At 70.2% G+C, this 18,311-nt stretch carries 14 protein-coding genes and 1 pseudogene; 12 read left to right on the top strand and 3 right to left on the bottom strand.

Annotated elements, in window-relative coordinates:
* The 5 genes and pseudogenes from ABD352_RS26460 to gnd form a co-directional block, all read left to right on the top strand.
* Nucleotides 1–932, top strand: a pseudogene (locus tag ABD352_RS26460) (hypothetical protein); the annotation flags it as partial.
* 249 nt (nucleotides 933–1,181) lie between these two features.
* Nucleotides 1,182–3,245: a transketolase gene (gene tkt / locus ABD352_RS26455; RefSeq protein WP_344615184.1), complete on the top strand. Its 2,064-nt coding sequence runs from the start codon at nucleotides 1,182–1,184 to the stop codon at nucleotides 3,243–3,245.
* Between the two features lie 39 nt (nucleotides 3,246–3,284).
* Nucleotides 3,285–4,358 carry a transaldolase gene (tal, locus tag ABD352_RS26450; protein ID WP_344615183.1) on the top strand — a complete coding sequence of 358 codons (1,074 nt, stop codon included), beginning with the start codon at nucleotides 3,285–3,287 and terminating at the stop codon, nucleotides 4,356–4,358.
* A 67-nt stretch (nucleotides 4,359–4,425) separates the two neighbouring features.
* Complete coding sequence (locus ABD352_RS26445) at nucleotides 4,426–4,560, top strand: hypothetical protein (protein WP_344615182.1); 135 nt, start codon at nucleotides 4,426–4,428, stop codon at nucleotides 4,558–4,560.
* A gap of 25 nt (nucleotides 4,561–4,585) precedes the next feature.
* On the top strand, nucleotides 4,586–5,614 hold the full coding sequence (gene gnd / locus ABD352_RS26440; RefSeq protein ID WP_344615181.1) for a phosphogluconate dehydrogenase (NAD(+)-dependent, decarboxylating): 1,029 nt from the start codon (nucleotides 4,586–4,588) through the stop codon (nucleotides 5,612–5,614).
* Between the two features lie 136 nt (nucleotides 5,615–5,750).
* Here the strand turns inward: gnd and zwf are convergent, their stop codons facing one another.
* Nucleotides 5,751–7,229 (bottom strand): glucose-6-phosphate dehydrogenase, encoded by a 1,479-nt coding sequence (zwf, locus tag ABD352_RS26435; protein WP_344615180.1) that lies wholly within the window; start codon nucleotides 7,227–7,229, stop codon nucleotides 5,751–5,753.
* 120 nt (nucleotides 7,230–7,349) lie between these two features.
* On the opposite strand from zwf, the gene rpiA reads away from it, so the two are divergent.
* The 3 genes from rpiA to ABD352_RS26420 are packed head-to-tail and all read left to right on the top strand — an operon-like array spanning nucleotide 7,350 to nucleotide 11,157.
* Nucleotides 7,350–7,997 carry a ribose-5-phosphate isomerase RpiA gene (gene rpiA / locus ABD352_RS26430; protein ID WP_344615179.1) on the top strand — a complete coding sequence of 216 codons (648 nt, stop codon included), beginning with the start codon at nucleotides 7,350–7,352 and terminating at the stop codon, nucleotides 7,995–7,997.
* A 53-nt stretch (nucleotides 7,998–8,050) separates the two neighbouring features.
* Nucleotides 8,051–8,809 carry an HAD-IA family hydrolase gene (locus ABD352_RS26425; protein ID WP_344615178.1) on the top strand — a complete coding sequence of 253 codons (759 nt, stop codon included), beginning with the start codon at nucleotides 8,051–8,053 and terminating at the stop codon, nucleotides 8,807–8,809.
* Nucleotides 8,806–11,157 (top strand): glycoside hydrolase family 65 protein, encoded by a 2,352-nt coding sequence (locus ABD352_RS26420; protein ID WP_344615177.1) that lies wholly within the window; start codon nucleotides 8,806–8,808, stop codon nucleotides 11,155–11,157. The genes ABD352_RS26425 and ABD352_RS26420 overlap by 4 nt, the downstream gene beginning before the upstream one ends.
* A 15-nt stretch (nucleotides 11,158–11,172) precedes the next feature.
* Here ABD352_RS26420 and ABD352_RS26415 read toward each other — a convergent pair whose 3' ends face one another.
* Nucleotides 11,173–12,522: a dihydrolipoyl dehydrogenase family protein gene (locus tag ABD352_RS26415; RefSeq protein WP_344615176.1), complete on the bottom strand. Its 1,350-nt coding sequence runs from the start codon at nucleotides 12,520–12,522 to the stop codon at nucleotides 11,173–11,175.
* Between the two features lie 173 nt (nucleotides 12,523–12,695).
* Between ABD352_RS26415 and ABD352_RS26410 the strand changes: the two genes are divergently transcribed.
* Nucleotides 12,696–13,070, top strand: coding sequence for a DUF488 domain-containing protein (locus ABD352_RS26410; protein ID WP_344615175.1), 375 nt, complete (start codon nucleotides 12,696–12,698; stop codon nucleotides 13,068–13,070).
* A gap of 357 nt (nucleotides 13,071–13,427) precedes the next feature.
* Here the strand turns inward: ABD352_RS26410 and ABD352_RS26405 are convergent, their stop codons facing one another.
* Nucleotides 13,428–14,789, bottom strand: a complete 1,362-nt coding sequence (locus tag ABD352_RS26405) for a glycoside hydrolase family protein (RefSeq protein WP_344615174.1) — start codon at nucleotides 14,787–14,789, stop codon at nucleotides 13,428–13,430.
* A 702-nt stretch (nucleotides 14,790–15,491) separates the two neighbouring features.
* Here ABD352_RS26405 and ABD352_RS26400 point away from each other — a divergent pair.
* From ABD352_RS26400 to ABD352_RS26390, 3 genes are all read left to right on the top strand, one after another.
* Nucleotides 15,492–15,659, top strand: coding sequence for a hypothetical protein (locus ABD352_RS26400; protein ID WP_344615173.1), 168 nt, complete (start codon nucleotides 15,492–15,494; stop codon nucleotides 15,657–15,659).
* Between the two features lie 372 nt (nucleotides 15,660–16,031).
* Nucleotides 16,032–17,300 (top strand): ABC transporter substrate-binding protein, encoded by a 1,269-nt coding sequence (locus ABD352_RS26395; protein ID WP_344615172.1) that lies wholly within the window; start codon nucleotides 16,032–16,034, stop codon nucleotides 17,298–17,300.
* A gap of 14 nt (nucleotides 17,301–17,314) precedes the next feature.
* Nucleotides 17,315–18,301 (top strand): carbohydrate ABC transporter permease, encoded by a 987-nt coding sequence (locus ABD352_RS26390; RefSeq protein WP_344615171.1) that lies wholly within the window; start codon nucleotides 17,315–17,317, stop codon nucleotides 18,299–18,301.
* Nucleotides 18,302–18,311 lie beyond the last annotated feature (10 nt).

Here is an 18,311-nt window from a genome sequence, read left to right as displayed (position 1 = left end):
CCGCGCTCGCGGCGCTGATCGCCGGCGCCCTGGTGCTGCCGCACGGGCCGGACGAGCGCCCCGCCGGCAGCGGCGTGAGCACGACCGGCGGCGCCGTTGCGGCGTCCGGCTCCCCGGCGGCCGGCAACGGCCAGACCGGCAGCGGGTCGTCCGCCCCGCCACCGTCGGCGCCGCCGTCGACGCCATCGGCCGGGTCCGCCGCCGGTTCGCCGATCACACTCGGGCCGCCGGCCTACACGCTGCCGGCGTTCCCGTTCGAGCCCGGCGTGGCACCGACCGGTGGGCTGGCCGCGCCGGTCGTCACGCTCGACAACGGCCGGCTGACCGCGTTCTTCGAGGCGAAGGACCCCCGCAACGGCGCGGACGTCACCATCAGCGTCACCGCCGAGCAACCCGTGTTCACCGGGGCGGCGCGCGAAACGACCACGCGGACCCGCAACCGGCCCGCGACGCTGCGGACCGTCGCCGTCAGACCGGCCGCGCAGCTGACGTTGTACTGGCGGGAGTCGTCGACCCAGTGGGTGCGGGTCGATACGGACGACACCTTCACGACGGACGAACTGGTCGCCTTCGCCGACGCGCTGCGCCCGGCCGCCGTGCCGGTGCCGATGCCGTTCCGGCTCGAACTGGCGCCGGTCGGGATGCCGCTGTCCACGGTGTCGAAGTCCGCGGTGGCGTTCCGTGGCCCATCCGGCACGATCAGCTGCACGCTGACCGCCGCCCGCTCGCTGGACGGTGCGACCCTCCGCGTCGGCCCGCACCGCGCCCGGGCGACCCGCACCGCGGCCGGCGTGACGCTGGTGGTCCTGCTGGAGGACCGCGGCGAGTCGCTGGTGGTGCAGGTGCCCTCGCCGTACACGATCTCCGACGCCGACCTCGTGCGATTCGCCGCGGGCGTGAGCCCGACCGGCAACGCCGAGCCAACCGCCTGAACCCTTCCGCGCCCAGGGCCCAGCTGCTACGTGGGCAGGTGCTGGTGGGCACGCCGGCGTGGCTGATGCACCCGATGCAGCAATGCTCTGGGGCTACCCGGCAGCGCGCGGCACGGAAAACGGGGCAATCGCTCGGTCCGGGTGAGTCTGCCGGCACCCTGTGGATATTGGTTTGTACCGTACGGCTTGGGCGCCGATGCGCCGACCGTGGCGCAAAGATCTAACCAAGATCCACGATCCACGGAGGTCATGTTGACTACCACGGCCATTGATCTGGACACCCTTTCCGTCAACACCATCCGCGGTCTGTGCATGGACGCGATCCAGCGGGCCGAGTCAGGACATCCGGGCACGCCGATGGGAATCGCGCCGGTGGCGTACACGCTGTGGCAGCGGTTCCTGCGGTTCGACCCGGCCGATCCGATCTGGCCGAACCGGGACCGGTTCGTGCTGTCCGAGGGCCACGCCTCGGCGCTGCTGTGGTCGCTGCTGCACCTGACCGGGGTGCGGGCGGTCGACCCGGACTACGAAGTGCTCGGCCGTCCCTCGGTCACCCTCGAGGACCTCAAGACGTTCCGGCAGCTCGACTCGCGCGCTCCCGGCCACCCCGAGTACCGGTGGACGAGCGGGGTCGAGGCCACCACCGGACCGCTCGGCCAGGGGGACGCGAACTCGGTGGGGATGGCCATCGCCGGCCGGTGGCTGGCGTCACGGTACAACCGGGACGGCTTCACGCTGTTCGACTTCGACGTGTACTCGATCACCGGCGACGGCGACCTGATGGAAGGCATCTCGTCGGAGGCGGCCTCGCTCGCCGGTCACCTGCGGTTGGCCAACCTGTGCTGGATCTACGACTCGAACCGGGTGACGATCGAGGGCTCCACCGACCTCGCGTTCACCGAGGACGTGGCCGAGCGTTTCCTGGCGTACGGCTGGAACGTGACGACCGTCGCGGACGCCAACGACCTCGACTCGGTGGAGCGGGCGCTGCACAACTTCCAGACCGAACACGAGCGGCCGACGCTGATCGTGGTGCACAGCCACATCGGGTACGGCTCCCCGGTCGAGGACACCGCGCAGGCGCACGGCAAGCCGCTCGGCGCGCAGGCCGTCCGGGAGACCAAGCGGTTCTTCGGCATGCCCGAGGACGTCGACTTCTACATCCCGGACCAGGTGTCCGAGTGGTTCGCGCGGGGCATCGGCGCCCGCGGCGGGGCGGCGCGCACGGCCTGGCGGTCGAGCTTCGCCGAGTACCGGGCGCGGTACCCGGAGCTGGCCGACGAGATCGAGCGGATGCAGCGACGGGAACTTCCGGACGGCTGGCAGGACGCGCTGCCGACCTTCCCGGCCGACGCGAAGGGTGTCGCCACCCGCGCGTCCTCCGGTCAGGTGCTCAACGCGCTGGCGCAGGCGGTGCCGTGGCTGTTGGGAGGATCGGCCGACCTCGCTCCGTCCACCGAGACCCGCCTCACGTTCCCCGGCGCCGGCGACTTCCAGGCCGGCCAGGACGGGCGCAACTTCCACTTCGGCATCCGCGAGCACGCCGGGGCGGCGATCGCCAACGGGATGGCGCTTTCCAAGCTCCGCCCGTACTGGTCGACCTTCCTGATCTTCTCCGACTACGCCCGTGCGGCGATCCGGCTGTCGGCGTTGATGGAGATCCCGACGGTGCACATCTTCAGCCATGACTCGATCGGGGTCGGCGAGGACGGACCGACCCATCAGCCCGTCGAGCAGCTCGCCTCGCTGCGGGCCACGCCGGGGCTGCTGGTGTTCCGCCCGGCCGACGCCAACGAGGTGGTCGAATCCTGGCGGGTCCTCGCCGGACTGCGACGCGAACCGGCGGCGCTCGTGCTCACCCGGCAGGCGGTGCCCACCCTCGACCGCACCCGGCTGGCCGCCGCGGCCGGGGTCGCGAAGGGGGCGTACGTGCTGGCCGACCCGCCGTCCGGCGAGCCGGACGTGATCCTGCTGGCGACCGGCTCGGAGGTGGCGCTGGCGCTCGCGGCCCGCGACGAGCTCGCCGCCGACGGGATCGGCGCCCGGGTGGTGAGCATGCCGTGCTGGGAGCTGTTCGACCGGCAGCCACGCCAGTACCGCGACGAGGTACTGCCCCCGGCGATCCGCGCCCGGGTCGCGATCGAGCAGGCGTCCACGCTCGGCTGGGAACGGTACGTCGGGGACGCCGGCGCGATCGTCGGCATGCACACCTTCGGCGCCTCGGCGCCGCTCAAACAGCTGCTGACCAAATTCGGGTTCACGCCCGAACGGGTAACGCAGGTCGCCCGGGAGCAAATGGCCGCGAACACCTGACCGTCGCGGCGGCCCACCCGGAGCCGGCAAGGAGGGGACGTGAAGGCAACCCAGACCCTGCACGAGCACGGGCAGAGCCTCTGGCTCGACAACATCACCCGGGCCATGCTCGACTCCGGCCAGATCCAGCACTACATCGACAAGTACTCGATCACCGGGCTCACGTCCAATCCGTCGATCTTCGACAAGGCGATCGAGTCCGGCTACTACGACGCCGCGATCCGGGAGAAGTCCGCGACCGGCTGCTCCGACGAGGAGCTGTTCTACGACCTGGCGATCGAGGACCTGCGGCGGGCGGCGGACGAGTTCCTGCCGGTGCACGAGCGCACCGACGGCGTGGACGGGTGGGTGTCGCTGGAGGTGTCGCCGCTGCTCGCATTCGACACGGCGGGGACGATCGCGGCGGCCAAGGCGCTGCACGCGCGGGCCGCGCGACCCAACCTGCTGATCAAGATCCCCGGAACGGCCGAGGGCCGGCCGGCGATCACCGAGTGCGTCGCGTCCGGGGTGCCCGTGAACGTCACCCTGCTGTTCTCGCCGGAGCAGTACGAGGCCGCCGCGGACGCGTACCTGGCCGGCGTCGAGCGCCGGCTCGAGCGCCAGCTCGATCCCGCCGTGGGGTCGGTCGCCTCCGTCTTCATGTCCCGCTGGGATGTCGCGGTCGCCACCCGCGTGCCGGAGGAGTTGAAGGACGAGCTCGGGCTCGCCGTCGGCCTCGCCACCTACCGGACCTATCGGCGGCTCATGGACTCCGACCGGGTGCAACGCGTGCAGAACTCCGGCGGGCGGATCCAGCGGCTGCTGTGGGCCAGCACGAGGACCAAGGATCCCGCGGCCTCCGACACGCTCTACGTCCACGGGCTCGCCGCGCCGTTCACGATCAACACCATGCCCGACGCCACGCTCGAGGCGTTCTACGACCACGGTGAGATAGGCGAGCCGATGCCCGCGGACGGCGACGGCTGCGACGAGATGCTGGCCCGGTTCCGCGACGCCGGCGTCGACGCGGACGCCCTCGCCGCGAAACTGCAGTCCGACGGAGCGAAGACGTTCGTCGCCGCCTGGAACGACCTCGTGGAAAGGATCTCCACACAACGCGCCGCGGTCGCCTGACGTGCAGGACCCGCCGGCCGCGGCGACTCGCGCATCACACCTGCTTGGTGGACGGCTCCTTCGACCAGTGGGGGTCGAGCTCGGCAAGGCACTCGCCGTGCGGATCGTTCCCGAACTGACCAGCGACGTCGAACCCGAGCTCGGCCACGACTCGTCCACCGACGCGCTGATCCGCCGGTACCGCCGCAGCCTGAAGAGCTGAGGCGCTGCCTGAGGGGAGAATCATCATGACGACGCAGAAGCCAATGCAGATCGGCATGGTCGGGCTGGGCAGGATGGGCGCGAACCTGGCCCGCCGGCTCATCCGGGACGGCCACCGGTGCGTCGGGTACGCCCGCACCGAGCGAACCGTGCAGCAGCTCGCCGGCGAGGGAATGATCGGCGCGACCTCGCTCGCGGACCTGGTGGCCAAACTCGACCGGCCGCGCGCGGTCTGGCTGATGGTGCCGGCCGCGGCCGTGCAGCCAACACTCGACGAGCTCGTCACGCTGCTCGACCCGGACGACGTCGTGATCGACGGCGGGAACTCGTACTACCACGACGACATCGCCCGCGCCCGGCAGCTCGCCCCGCACCGGATCCACTATCTGGACTGCGGTACGTCGGGCGGGGTGTGGGGCCTGGAACGCGGCTACTGCCTCATGATCGGCGGTGAGGAGGCGCCGGTCAGGCGGCTCGACCCGATCTTCCGGACCATCGCCCCGGGCCGCGGCAGCGCGGAGCTCACGCCGAGCCGGACCCGTGACGGGACCGCCCCCGAGGGGTACCTGCACTGCGGGCCCAACGGCGCCGGCCACTTCGTGAAGATGGTCCACAACGGCGTCGAGTACGGGATGATGGCCGCCATCGGCGAGGGACTTTCGATCATCCGGCACGCCAACGCGGGCAAGAGCACCCGCATCGTCGACGCCGAGACCGCGCCGCTGCGTGACCCGGAGGCATACCAGTACGACATCGACGTCGCCGAGGTCGCCGAGGTGTGGCGGCGCGGTTCCGTCGTCGGGTCGTGGCTGGTCGATCTCACCGCCGACGCGCTGGCCCGCTCGCCCCAGCTGGACGACTTCACCGGGCGTGTCTCGGACTCCGGCGAGGGCCGTTGGACCGTGCAGGCGGCGATCGACGAGAGCGTGCCGGCCCCGGTGATCAGTACGGCACTGATGGACCGGTTCGAGTCGCGAGGGCTCGGCGAGTTCGCCGACAAGGTGCTGTCCGCGATGCGCAGCGAGTTCGGCGGCCACGCGGAGAAGCGGGGCTGATCCGGCTCAGCCGCGGGGGAGAGTACATACCGCTGGACCGCGTTGGCGAGGCCCTCCTCGTCGTTGCCGGTGGTGACCCGCCGCGCGCACCGCTGGACCCGTCGGCGAGCATTAGGCGGACGGGCGGTGGTGTCTGTCATGAGCCGTCTGGCAGGTACCAGTGGTGCGGCGAGATGAGCTGGTGGATGGAGTCCGGGCCCCACGATCCGGGGTCGTACGGCTGCACGGGCGGTGGATCGTCCAGCAGCGGGGCGGACAGCTCCCAGAGCCGTTCGATGCCGTCGGCGCGGGTGAACAGCGACTGGTTGCCCAGCATCGCGTCGAGGAGGAGCCGTTCGTAGCCGGCCAGTGCGTGCCGGTTGCAGAACGAGTCGGCGTACCGGAAGGTCATGCTGGCCTCGCCCAGCCGCATGGTGGCGCCGGGCTCCTTGGCCAGGAAGCGGGCCGCGATCCAGCCGGGATCGTCGAAGTCGATCACCAGCTTGTTGGTGGGCGTGACGTTCGTGTCCGGATCGAGTGCGAACATCCGCAGCGCCGGTCGTTTGAGCCCGACGGTGACGAGCTGCCGCTTCTGCCCGAGCGACTTGCCGGAGCGCAGGAAGAACGGCACTCCCGACCAGCGCCAGTTGTCCACCTCGACGCATGCGGCGATGAAGGTCTCGGTTTGCGAGCCGGGGTCTACGCCGGGCTCGTCGCGGTAGCCGCGGTACTGGCCGCGGACCACGCGGGCGGGATCCAGGGGCGGCATGGCCCCGAAGACCTTGGTGGTCTCGTCGCGCAGCTGCTTGGCGGCCAGGGCGGTCGGTGGCTCCATCGCCACGAAGCCCAGCACCTGGAGCAGGTGGGTGACGATCATGTCGCGGAAGGTGCCGGTCTGCTCGAAGAACCCGGCGCGGCCCTCGATCCCGATCGTCTCGGGCACGTCGATCTGGACGTGGCTGATGTGGTCGCGGTTCCAGATCGGTTCGAACAGTCCGTTGGCGAAGCGCAGGGCGAGGATGTTGTCGACCGACTCCTTGCCCAGGAAGTGGTCGATGCGGAAGACCTGGGACTCGTCGAAGGTGGCGTGGATGGTGTCGTCGAGCGCGCGGGCGGACGCCAGGTCCGTGCCGAAGGGCTTCTCGATGATCACGCGCGCGTTGCCGCCGGCCAGCCCGGTGCCGTCGAGCATGCCGATGGTGGGTGTGAAGCCCTGCGGCGGCACGGCCAGGTGAAACAGCCGGCGGGGGTGCCCTCCGATCGACCGTTCGGCCGCCGCCACCGCGTCGAGCAGCGGCTGCGGGTCATCGGGCGCGGCCGCGCCGAAGGACAGCGATTCGGCGAACTCGTGCCACGCCGCGCCGGTCGGCTCCGCCAGCCCGAACTCGGCCACGGCGTCCCTGGCGAGCTGGCGGAACTGGTCGTCGGTGTGCGCGGACCGGGCCGAGCCGACGATCCGATACCTGGCCGGCAGCAGACCGGCCTTCGCCAGGCTGAACAGCCCGGGTAGCAACTTGCGTCTGGCGAGGTCTCCGGTGCCGCCGAACAGCACGATCACGTGATCGTCGCGGGGCGCGCCCTCCTGCTGCGGCGTAACGGACTCCCTGGTACCAGGCGCTGCATATTGAACGCTCATGATCCCTGGTCACTCCGAGTTCCGGCTGTTACCTGTCTTTCCCGGCCCCTACCCGGCCCGGCTGGTCATAACCGATGATCGCGCCGGTGGAGCGAGGCATTTTCGGGAGATCATGCAGGTGTGAACGTCGAACGAGAGAAGCAGGCCGCGGCCGAGGCGGCCGCGGAGTACGTGGCCGACGGCATGACGGTCGGCCTCGGTACCGGCTCGACCGTGGCGTACCTGTTGCCGGCGCTCGCCCGTCGCCGGCTGTCGATCCGGTGCGTCGCGTCGTCACCCCGGACCGAACATGCCGCCCGGGAGCTGGGCCTGTCCGTCGAGCCCTTCGGCTCGATCGACCGGCTCGACGTGACCATCGACGGCGCCGATCAGATCACCCCCGACGGCTGGCTGATCAAGGGCGGAGGCGCGGCGCACACCCGGGAGAAGGTTGTCGCCGCCGCGGCCGACCAGTTCGTGGTCATCGCCGACTCCACCAAACCGGTCGAGGCGCTTCGTCCCCCGGTACCGCTGGAGTTGCTCACCTTCGGCCTGTCCGCCACGCAGCGCCGGCTGCGTCCGGTGAAGCTCCGGGGCGTCCCGGCGAGCCCGGACGGCGGCGTCATCGCCGACTACCTCGGCCCGGTGGACGATCCGGCCCGGCTCGCGGCTCGTCTCTCCGCGACCCCGGGGCTGGTGGACCATGGTTTGTTTCCGCCTGAACTGGTGGCGGTCGTCCTGATCGGTCACGACGACGAGGTCGAGCGCCGCCTGCTGCGCCGACCGTAGCCGGGCCCGTTCGGCGTGGTTGCCGCCGGATCATCCCAGGTAGCGTGAGATAGGTGCTGAGCCTGCCCGCAGGCGTACGCGCCTGCCTCTTCGATCTCGACGGCGTCCTGACCCCGACGGCGGCGGTGCACGCGGCGGCGTGGAAGGAGACCTTCGACGACTTCCTGCGGCAGCGCGCGGCGCGCGGCGGGGAGGAGTTCAGGGCCTTCGACCCGGTGGCGGACTATGACGAGTACGTGGACGGCAAGCCCCGCGTGGACGGCACGCGATCGTTCCTGGCGTCCCGCGACATCACCCTGCCGGAGGGGCAACCGGATGACCCGCCCTCCCGGGACACGATCCAAGGGCTGAGCGCGCGCAAGGACGAGGCGTTCTCGCGGCGGCTGGGCGACGGGGTCCAGCCGTACGAGGGCTCGCTGCGTTATCTGCGGGCGGCGCGCGACGCCGGGCTGCGGCGCGCGGTGGTGTCGTCGAGCAAGCACTGCGCGGCGGTCGTGGCGGCCGCCGGCATCGACGACCTCCTCGAGGTCCGGGTCGACGGGATCGTCGCGGAGCGGGAACGGCTGCGTGGCAAGCCGACCCCCGACACGTACCTGTGCGCGGCCCGCATGCTCGGGGTCGAGCCGGAAGCGGCGGCGGTGTTCGAGGACGCGCTGGCCGGCGTCGCCGCCGGCCGGGCCGGCGGGTTCGGGTACGTCGTCGGCGTGGACCGGGTGGGCCAGGCCGACGCGCTCCGTGCGCACGGTGGCGACACCGTGGTGCGGGATCTCGCCGAACTCCTGGACCGACCCGAATCGGGGACCGGGCGATGATCACGCATCCGGCGTTTCCGCCCGAGCCGTGGGTCATCCGTGAACGCGGTCTCGACCTCTCCGTGCTGGCGCAGTCGGAGTCGGTGTTCGCGCTCTCCAACGGCCATCTCGGGCTGCGCGGCAACCTCGACGAGGGCGAGCCGCACGGGCTTCCGGGGACCTATCTCAACTCGGTGTTCGAGTTCCGGCCGCTGCCGTACGCCGAGGCCGGCTACGGCTACCCCGAAACGGGCCAGAGCATCATCGACGTCACCAACGGCAAGCTGATCCGATTGCTGGTCGAGGACGAGCCGTTCGACGTGCGCTACGGCGAGTTGCGCTCGCACGAGCGGGTGTTGTCGCTGCGAGACGGGGTGCTGCGCCGAACCGTGGACTGGGTCTCCCCGTCGGGTCGCCGCATGCAGATCTCCTCGGCCCGGCTGGTGTCGTTCACCCAGCGCGCGAGCGCCGCGATCGCCTACGAGGTGCGACCGGTCGACGCGCCGCTGTACATCGTGCTGCAGTCCGAGCTCGTGGCCAACGAGCAGATGCCGACGACGTCGGCCGACCCGCGGGCCGCGGCCGCCCTCGAGTCGCCGCTGCGACCCGAGCAGCGCACAGCGTACGACGCGCACGCGAGGTTGGTGCACAGCACCCGGGCCAGCGGGCGCAGGGTCGGTGTTGCGATGGACCACACGGTGGACTGCCCGGCGAACGTGCGGACGAGTGTCGAGTGCTCGCCGGACACCGCCCGGTTCACGCTCACCACCCGGCTGGCGCCCGGGCAGTCGCTGCGGGTGGTGAAGTTCCTGGCGTACGGCTGGTCCAGTGTCCGGTCGATCCCGGCGATCTCGGCCCAGGTGGAGGCGGCGCTGACGCTGGCGCGGCAGAGCGGCTGGGAGGGCCTGCTGGCCGAGCAGCGGCAGTATCTCGACGACTACTGGGCCCGCGCCGACGTCGACGTCGACGGCGACCCGCAGGTGCAGCAGGCCGTCCGGTACGCCCTGTTCCAGGTGCTGCAGGCCAGCGCCCGGGCCGAGCGCCGGCCGATCCCCGCCAAGGGACTGACCGGTCCCGGCTACGACGGCCACGCGTTCTGGGACACCGAGTCGTACGTGCTGCCGACGTTGACCTACACGACCCCACACGCCGCCGCCGACGCGCTGCGGTGGCGGCGGCGGACGTTGCCGACCGCGCGGAAGGGAGCCCGGCAGCTCACGCTCGACGGCGCGACCTTCGCGTGGCGCACGATCAACGGCGACGAAAGCTCCGGCTACTGGCCGGCCGGCACAGCGGCGCTGCACATCAACGCCGACGTCGCCGACGCGGTGATCCGCCTGATACAGGCGACCGGCGACGAGGCGTTCGAGCGGGAGGCCGGACTGCCGCTGCTCGTGGAGACCGCCCGGCTGTGGGCCTCGCTGGGCTGCCAGCACGCCGACGGCGCTTTCCGGATCGACGGGGTCACCGGCCCCGACGAGTACAGCGCCCTGGCCAACAACAACGTCTACACGAATCTGATGGCCCAGCGGAACCTGCGTGGCGCGGCCGAGGTCGCGAAGCGCCACCCGGACGAGGCAGCAGGGTTGAAGGTGACCGGCGACGAGATCGCCGCCTGGGCACGGGCCGCGGACGCGATGTTCGTGCCCTACGACGAGAAGCTCGGCGTCCATCCGCAGGCGGAGCACTTCACCGACCTCGCGGTGTGGGACTTCGCCCATACCCGCCCCGACCAGTACCCGATGCTGCTGCACTTCCCGTACCTGCAGCTGTACCGCAAGCAGGTGGTCAAGCAGGCCGACCTGGTGATGGCGCTGTACAAGCGCGGCGATGCGTTCACCGCGGACGAGAAGGCCCGCGACTTCGCGTACTACGAGCCGCTGACCGTCCGGGACTCATCGCTGTCGGCCAGCATCCAGGCGGTGATCGCCGCCGAGGTCGGACACCTCGACCTCGCCTACGACTACCTGGGCGAAGCCGCCCGGATGGACCTCGACGACCTGGAACACAACACGCGCGACGGGCTGCACATCGCATCCCTGGCCGGCGCCTGGATCGCACTCGTGGCCGGCTTCGGCGGCATGCGCGACAGCGGCGGCTCGCTGATGTTCGCCCCGCGCCTGCCCGCGCCACTGGCCCGCCTCACCTTCAGCGTGCTGTGGCACGGGCAGCGACTGTGCGTGAACGTCACCCGCACCGACGCGACGTACTCGCTGGAGGGCGACGACCCGGTCGAGCTGACCCACCACGGCCGGAGCTTCCGGTTGACGGCCGGCCAGCCGGTCACGCACCCCATCCCGCCGGTCGAACCGGGTCCGCGACCCAGCCAGCCACCAGGCCGCGAACCGGGCCGGCGCGGTTCCGCGTAGTTCCGCGCAGGGGTGCTACACCATCCAAGCCATGTTGGAGGCCTGGGTCGGGTAGACGAACAGCGTCTGCCGCAGCGCGTCGGCGCGGATGTCCGAGCGGATGGCAAGCGCGAACACGTTCGCGAACTCGTCGGCCTCCGGGCCCAACAGGTGAGCTCCGAGAATCCTGCCGCTGCCCTTCTCGATCAGGACCTTGTACATCGACGCCGGCTCGGCGACCCGCCGCGCCGAGTACCAGCCGGAGGTGTCCGCCTGCTTCACGTCGAAATTCAGGCCCTTGGCGCGGGCTTCCTGCTCACTCATCCCCACCGCGCCCAGTGCGGGAATCGAGTAGACCACGCTCGCCATGCCGCGGTAGTCAGCCGTGTGCTGGTTGCTGTCCAGGAGGTTGTCGGCAACGATGCCGCCCTCGTACTGGGCGAGCGGCGTCTCGGGCAGGCCTCCGCTGTTGGCCGCGTCGCCCGCCGCGTACACCGCTGGGTTCGAGACGCTCTGCAGGTGGTCGTTGACCCGGATCCCATGCCGATCGAACTCGACCCCGGCGGAGGACAGGTCGAGATCGTCCATCTCGGGTGCGCGACCGGCCGCATGGACGACCATGTCCGCCTCGAACACCTCAGATCCCGAGTCCGTCGCGGCCGTGACCCTGAAGTTCCCCGGTGCTCCTTCGATGCCCGTGACCTTCGTATGGGTCCGAACGTCGATGCCCACGTCGTGGGTGCGCTGCAGGAGCCGCGCCACGAGGTCCGGGTCGAAGCGTTTGAGCGGCCGATCCCCTCGCTGCAGGATGGTCACCGTCGCCCCGGCCCGGGCCGCGATGTGGCCGAACTCGAAGGCGATGTAGCCGCCCCCGACGAAGACGATCCGTCGAGGCAACTCCTGCAGGTCGAGAAACTGGTCGCTGCGGGTGAGGTGCTCCTCGCCCGGGATGCCCAGCTTTCTCGGCCAGGCGCCGGCTGCTACGACGAGGTGATCGCCGTCGAGCACGTCCTTGCCGACCTCGATCGAACGCTCGTCGCGGAAGCGCGCACGCCCGTGGAAGGTCTCCACCCCTTCCTTGACGAAGAGTTCCTCAGTCTGCTGGGGGAACGGGTCCGTGAACGTGGACTTGAAACGGATCAGCTCGGGCCAGTCGATGCGCACGTCCCCGGCGACGCCCCGGCCCTCCATGCGACGTTTCCGATCGATGATCTCGGCCGCCCCCACCAGCACCTTCTTGGGGTCGCAGCCCCGCAGCCCACAGGTGCCACCGTAGGGCCGGGAGTCGACGATCGCCACGTTCCGGCCGGCGGCCTGGCATCGCGTGGCCACCGCTGAGCCGGCTTCCCCTGTTCCGATCACGACGACATCAAAGGATTTCTTCATGATCCATCCTTCTGCTCGCGCGTGGACTGCCCCTATCGCTGATGGCCTACCCGGGTCCATGGGTTCGACACGCCCGTCTGACCGGGCGATCGCGGCGCGTCCGAACACCGGCGCATGATGGGAGGAGGACGTCCACGGGCTCATATCAGTGCGGTCAGCTGGGGAGTACTGCCATGACCAAGGACATCACATACCGCAGAATCTACGAGGACTCCTCGCCCGGGGACGGCAAGCGGGTGCTCGTCGATCGCATCTGGCCGCGGGGGATGCGTAAGGCGGACGCGCATCTCGACGAGTGGCTGCGTGACGTCGCCCCTTCCACCGAGCTGCGCCGCTGGTACGGCCACAAACCCAGCCGCTTCGACGAGTTCCGCCGCCGCTACGTCACCGAGCTGCGCGAGCCCGCGCGGCGGCAGGCCGCGGACCATCTGCGGGACATCGCCGGCCACGACAAGGTGACGCTGCTGACCGCGACCCGCGATGTCGACCACAGCGAGGCCGCCGTCCTCAGCGAGTGGCTGGCCGGCGCCGGTAGCACCAGGGCTTGACTCGCAGACAGGAGCGTCCGATGCGCCGACCCGAAGGCAGGTACCCGGCCAACCGCAGCGGGGCGGGAACCACCGTGGTGATGCCCGCCGAGGCCATTGGGGTGGGCTCATTCGTCCGACACCGCTGCGCGCTGGATTCCGGACGGCCACCGCGGCAAGTTCGTCAGCGTCGGCAGGCAGCGCGCCATGGTGGGAGGGCAACGCCGTCGCGGCTGTCCGCTTCGACACCGCACCCTCCGGCGGTCACTGGTATCACAACGTCGGCCTCGACGAGGGCGCCGGCTGCCAGTGGCGGCGCTGGACCGCCAGACGATGTCGCGTCTGGCGGTCCGGCTTCCAACGATCGTCAGACCGCGACTACTTGTCCTGTCCCTGGTCGTGCGGAACGGTGACCGTGACGGCGCAGCTGGCCGGCCGGCCGATCTCGTCGTGGCCGCGATAGGTCAGCGTGTAGACCCGGTCGCCGCCGTTGCCGGCGCGCTCGGCCCGCAGCTGCCCGGTCAGCGACGGCTGCCCGGTGACGAATCCGGTGACGTCGGATGGGTCGCCACCGGTGACGCCGGCGAGCTGGAACGCGCGCGGCCCGAGGACGCCGTCGGGGAGGTCGACGCTCACGTTGACGTCGACCATGCGGTGGTTCGGGGGCCACAGGCGCGGCTGGTCGACGGTGCAGTTCAGCTGCCGGTCAGGGAGCGGCTCGTCCAGGGTGGCCACGGCGTGCCCGATGGTGGCGGTGAGCCGCGCGCCGGCCTCGTAGTACATGTGGACGGTGGTGCCGTCGAAGTAGAAGGTGGGTGCCGCCGAGCGGCCCAGGTCCGGCGCGGCCGTCATCGCGTCGTGCACGATGCCGAGGTGGGTTTCCTGGTTGAAGTCCTCGCCGACGTCCACGGCGTGCATGTTTCCGTCGGCGGCGTGGAAGATCACCAGGTTGCGGCCCTGCCAGCGCAGGTAGAAGGGGCCGGAAGCGTTGGGGCCTTCGTCGCCCTGCGGGGTGACGATCGGTTGCGGCTGGGTCGTCCAGTTCCGGGCGTCGTTGGAGACGGCCCAGCGGATGCGCCGCGACACCGGACCGGTCGGGCCGGGGGGTGCGGCGGTCGGGTTGTCCATGAACAGCATCAGGTACTTGCTGCCGAGCCGCGGAATCGACTGTTCGAAGACGCGGGCGTACGAGGTCTCGCCGCCGGTGCTGGCGTCGCGCTGGACCGCCGTGCCGCCGTATTCGAAGTGGATGCCGTCGTCGGACGTGGCGTACCGGGTGATCGAGTTCTCGCCGTGGAAGTAGAGGAAGAGCTTCTGCTCGCCCTCGATCCAGACGGCGTGCGGCGAGGAGATGTGGCTGACCGTGTTGTAGTACGGCAGCCAGGTGTTGGAGATCAGCGGGTTGCTCGGATACTCGGTCCAGGGGCCGTTGATGGAGTCAGAGTAGGCCAGGGAGATGCCGCCCGGCTTCTCGTGCGGCGCGTAGTACAGGTAGTAGGTGCCGAGCGGGTGGGCGAAGTAGTCGGCCGCCCGGATGACGCTGGGGAAGATGAACTCGTTCGTCGGGTTGTATTTCAGCTGACTCTTGTCGAACGCCGTGCCGACGTAGGTGAAGCTGGGAAAGCTGAACGGGGCGTCGGCGGATGACGCGGCCGTGGCCGGGTTCGCGGCGAGGGCGGCGGTGACCAGTCCGGTAGCCGCGGCGTAGGCGGTACGGCGGACGAGGCGCTGAGATGTCACAAGTAACTCCCTTGTGGACGGTGGTCGACGTCGCGCGGTGTCCCCACGGCGGCCGTAGGGCAAGCGCGACAGACCGTCCGGGCGATGAACGGTGAACGGTGGAAACCGGCTCAGGAATGCGGCAAAGGGACCCGAAACTCCACAATGGATGGACACGCCGTGGGCGGTCGTGGGTATCGGCGCGGCGCCGAGCGGGTGTCGTCGACAAGCGGCGAGACCGTGGTCCGGCTGGAGCCGACCGGCCGGGGGGCGTCGTGCTGAGCCGGGTGGTCGTAGCCGTACACCATCTGTCCCTCCTGCCCATTCGTGTTGCCGGCGTGTTACGAATGGTGGTGGGCGTGCTGCGGATAGTCAAGATGATAATACGTATTATCTATGGTTGAATGCGACGACGGCGCCCGCGCCGGCGGGCTCCTGGGCGCCGCCGGGGTGTCACACGGGCGACAGGGGATGGCGCGTCGATCCACGACCGACGATGCTGTGGCCATGCGGGTGGTGCGGTGTCTGGTGGCGGCGTCGGTGCTGTCCGCCGCGGTGGTGCTGGCGGCGCCGGGCGTCGCGCTGGCGTCCGGCGGGGCCGACGGCTAGCACCGGCCGCCCGGCGGGCAGCGAGTTCAACGTCGCGATCACGGCCTGACCCGGCCGCGATCGCGGCCCGGCTACGCCCCGACCGCCGGCTGATCAACGGCCCGGACGCGGCGGGTGGTCAGCTCCAGCTGGGCGCTCGCCGTCGAGCGTCCGGCCGTCGCTCAAACAGCGGTGCGCCGCCCGACCTGCCGCACGTCCACGACAACTCCCGCGGTACTCGGCGACCGCCTCGACCGGCTCGACGCCGTGACGGTGGTCGACATCATGAACCACGGCGCCTGAGCGCTCAATAGTTGCTGAGCGGATTTTACGAAGTTTCCCCGCAATTCGGACTTTACAGGCCCAAAATGATCGGGCTAGAGTTCCGGGCAGTTGGGGCCGTTTCCGCGAGGTATTGCACTGCGGGGCCGGTGCCGACCGCCGCCGCAGAGGCCGGGTGCACTGCGCTGTTGACCGCATTGCATGAAGCCGTCGTCCTGCTAGCGCCTCCGCCGCGGCCTCGCGCCCGTGCCCGGTCGACCGGGACGGCGACGGCCCCCTGGGCCGACCTCGAAATCGGTGACGCACCCGTCGTGCGGCGATGCCGTGCTCTCGTTCCCGCGCAGCCGATCCTGCCAGCCGTCCGAGCACCCCCGAAACCCTGAAGGAGAACCGATGCGCACCCGCAGGCCCGCAGCGTTGACCGCGCTGATGCTGGGCTGCTTGGCGCTCGTCGCCACGACGCTCGGCGCGTGCGGTTCCGCCAAGCCGGGCCAGACGCAGCTCGTCGTCGAGATCTTCGGCGACATGGGATACCGCGACCTGTACACCAAGTACGAGCAGAGCCATCCCGGGGTCAAGATCGTCGAGCACATCGTCTCGTACGACGACCACCACAAGAACCTGCAGGCGCACCTGCTGGGTGGATCGGGAACCGGCGACATCGAGGCCATCGACGGTGGCTACATCGCGCAGTTCAAGGTCATGTCCGACAAGTTCGTCGACTTCAGGGACTACGGCGCCGACCCGAGCACGTGGCTGCCGTGGAAGTCGCAGCAGGCCACCGGCGCCGACGGCAGCCTGATGGGGCTGGGAGCCGACGTCGGCGGCCTGGCGATGTGCTACCGCCGGGACCTGTTCGCGCAGGCCGGCCTGCCGACCGACCGCGACCAGGTGGCCGCGCTGTGGCCGGACTGGCAGTCGTACATCGCCGCCGGCAAGCGGTTCAAGGCCAACGCGCCCGACGGAGTGGCCTGGTTCGACTCCGGTTCCAACATCTTCAACGCCATCGTCGGCCAGGCGCCGGTCGGCTACACCGCCCCCGGCAACAAGGTCGTGGTGGCGGACAACCCGGCCGTCAAGAACGCGTTCAACCTCGCGGTCGAGGCCGTGCAGGCCGGCGAGTCGGCGAAGCTGGCCACGTTCAGCCAGCAGTGGAACGCCGGCTTCCAGCGGGGTTCCTTCGCCACCGTGGCCTGCCCGGCGTGGATGACCGACACCATCAAGCAGAACGCGCCCGAGACCAGCGGCAAGTGGGACATCGCCACGATCCCGGGCGGCAGCGGCAACTGGGGTGGCTCGTTCCTGACCGTGCCGAAGCAGAGCAAGCACCGCAAGGAGGCCGCCGAGCTCGCCAAGTGGCTGACCGCACCCGAGCAGGCGAGCTGGATCTTCCGTACCCAGGGCCACCTGCCCAGCCAGGCCGCGCTCTACGACGACCCGGCCGTGCTCGGCAACACCAACGCGTTCTTCAACAACGCGCCCACCGGCCAGATCTTCACCGAGGCGGCGAAGACCCTGCGGCCGCAGTACCAGGGCCCCAAGGACGGCGACATCGGTCCGCTGATCGGTCTCGGGATCACCCGGGTCGACAAGGGCAAGCAGCGCCCTGACCAGGCGTGGCACCAGGTTCTCAAAGACGTCGCGAACGCCACCGAGCCGTAGAAAGGACGAGCCTGATGGCAGTGATCGCACCTCCGCCGGTGTTGCCCGAGCGGCGGGACACCGCACCGGCACAGCCGGCCAAGGTTGAGCGGTGGTCCAACCTGCGCCGCAAGTTCGACGTGAGTGGCACCCCGTACCTCTACATCGCACCGTTCTTCGTGGTGTTCGCGGCGTTCGGGCTGTTCCCGCTGCTCTACACCGGCTGGATGGCCCTCACCCAGTGGAACCGCGACATCCCCGGCAGCAACCACACCTTCGTCGGGCTGGGCAACTTCGTCCGGCTCTTCCACGACGACTACTTCTGGAACGCGCTGCTCAACACCGCCGCGATCGGCGTGCTGAGCACCGTGCCGCAGCTACTGCTCGCGATGTGGATCGCCCACCTGCTGCATCGCAAGATGCGCGCCCGCACAATGCTGCGGATGGGCGTCCTGCTGCCCAACATCACCTCGGTGGCCGCGGTCGGGCTGATCTTCGCCCAGCTGTTCGGGCGGGACTTCGGCCTGATCAACTGGGTGCTCAGCCTGGTCGGCCTGGGCAAGGTCGACTGGCAGGCGGGCACCTGGCAGTCGTGGGTGGCGCTGGCCGTCATCCTGACCTGGCGCTGGACCGGCTACAACTCCCTGATCTACCTGGCCGCGCTGCAGGCCGTGTCGGACGACCTCTACGAGGCGGCGGACCTCGACGGCGCCGGGCAGTTCCGGAAGTTCCGGACCATCACCGTCCCGGCGCTGCGCCCGACCATCATCTTCACCGTGATCATGTCGACCATCGGCACGATCCAGCTGTTCACCGAACCACTGATGTTCAACCCGGGCATGAGCCCGACCGGCGGCGACTCGCGCCAGTTCCAGACCCTCGCCATGTACGTGTACGAGCAGTTCTGGACCCACGGCAAGTACTCCTACGCCGCCACGGTCTCCTGGGCCATGTTCATGATCATCGTGCTGGCGGTGGGTGGGAACTACCTGCTGTCCCGACGCATTCGGAGCTCCACATGACGACCCTGAT

Source organism: Dactylosporangium salmoneum (genome assembly GCF_039532525.1).
Lineage (GTDB): Bacteria > Actinomycetota > Actinomycetes > Mycobacteriales > Micromonosporaceae > Dactylosporangium > Dactylosporangium salmoneum.
Note: the sequence above shows the minus strand (reverse complement) of the source record. Positions and strands in the feature narration are given on the sequence as shown.

Bases quoted from the DNA above. Each gene is read 5' to 3' on its own strand.
- tkt (WP_344615184.1), top strand. From the start codon at position 1,182: ATGTTGACTACCACGGCCATTGATCTGGACACCCTTTCCGTCAACACC.
- gnd (WP_344615181.1), top strand. From the start codon at position 4,586: ATGACGACGCAGAAGCCAATGCAGATCGGCATGGTCGGGCTGGGCAGG.
- zwf (WP_344615180.1), bottom strand. From the start codon at position 7,229: ATGAGCGTTCAATATGCAGCGCCTGGTACCAGGGAGTCCGTTACGCCG.
- ABD352_RS26420 (WP_344615177.1), top strand. From the start codon at position 8,806: ATGATCACGCATCCGGCGTTTCCGCCCGAGCCGTGGGTCATCCGTGAA.
- ABD352_RS26415 (WP_344615176.1), bottom strand. From the start codon at position 12,522: ATGAAGAAATCCTTTGATGTCGTCGTGATCGGAACAGGGGAAGCCGGC.
- ABD352_RS26410 (WP_344615175.1), top strand. From the start codon at position 12,696: ATGACCAAGGACATCACATACCGCAGAATCTACGAGGACTCCTCGCCC.
- ABD352_RS26395 (WP_344615172.1), top strand. From the start codon at position 16,032: ATGCGCACCCGCAGGCCCGCAGCGTTGACCGCGCTGATGCTGGGCTGC.
- ABD352_RS26390 (WP_344615171.1), top strand. From the start codon at position 17,315: ATGGCAGTGATCGCACCTCCGCCGGTGTTGCCCGAGCGGCGGGACACC.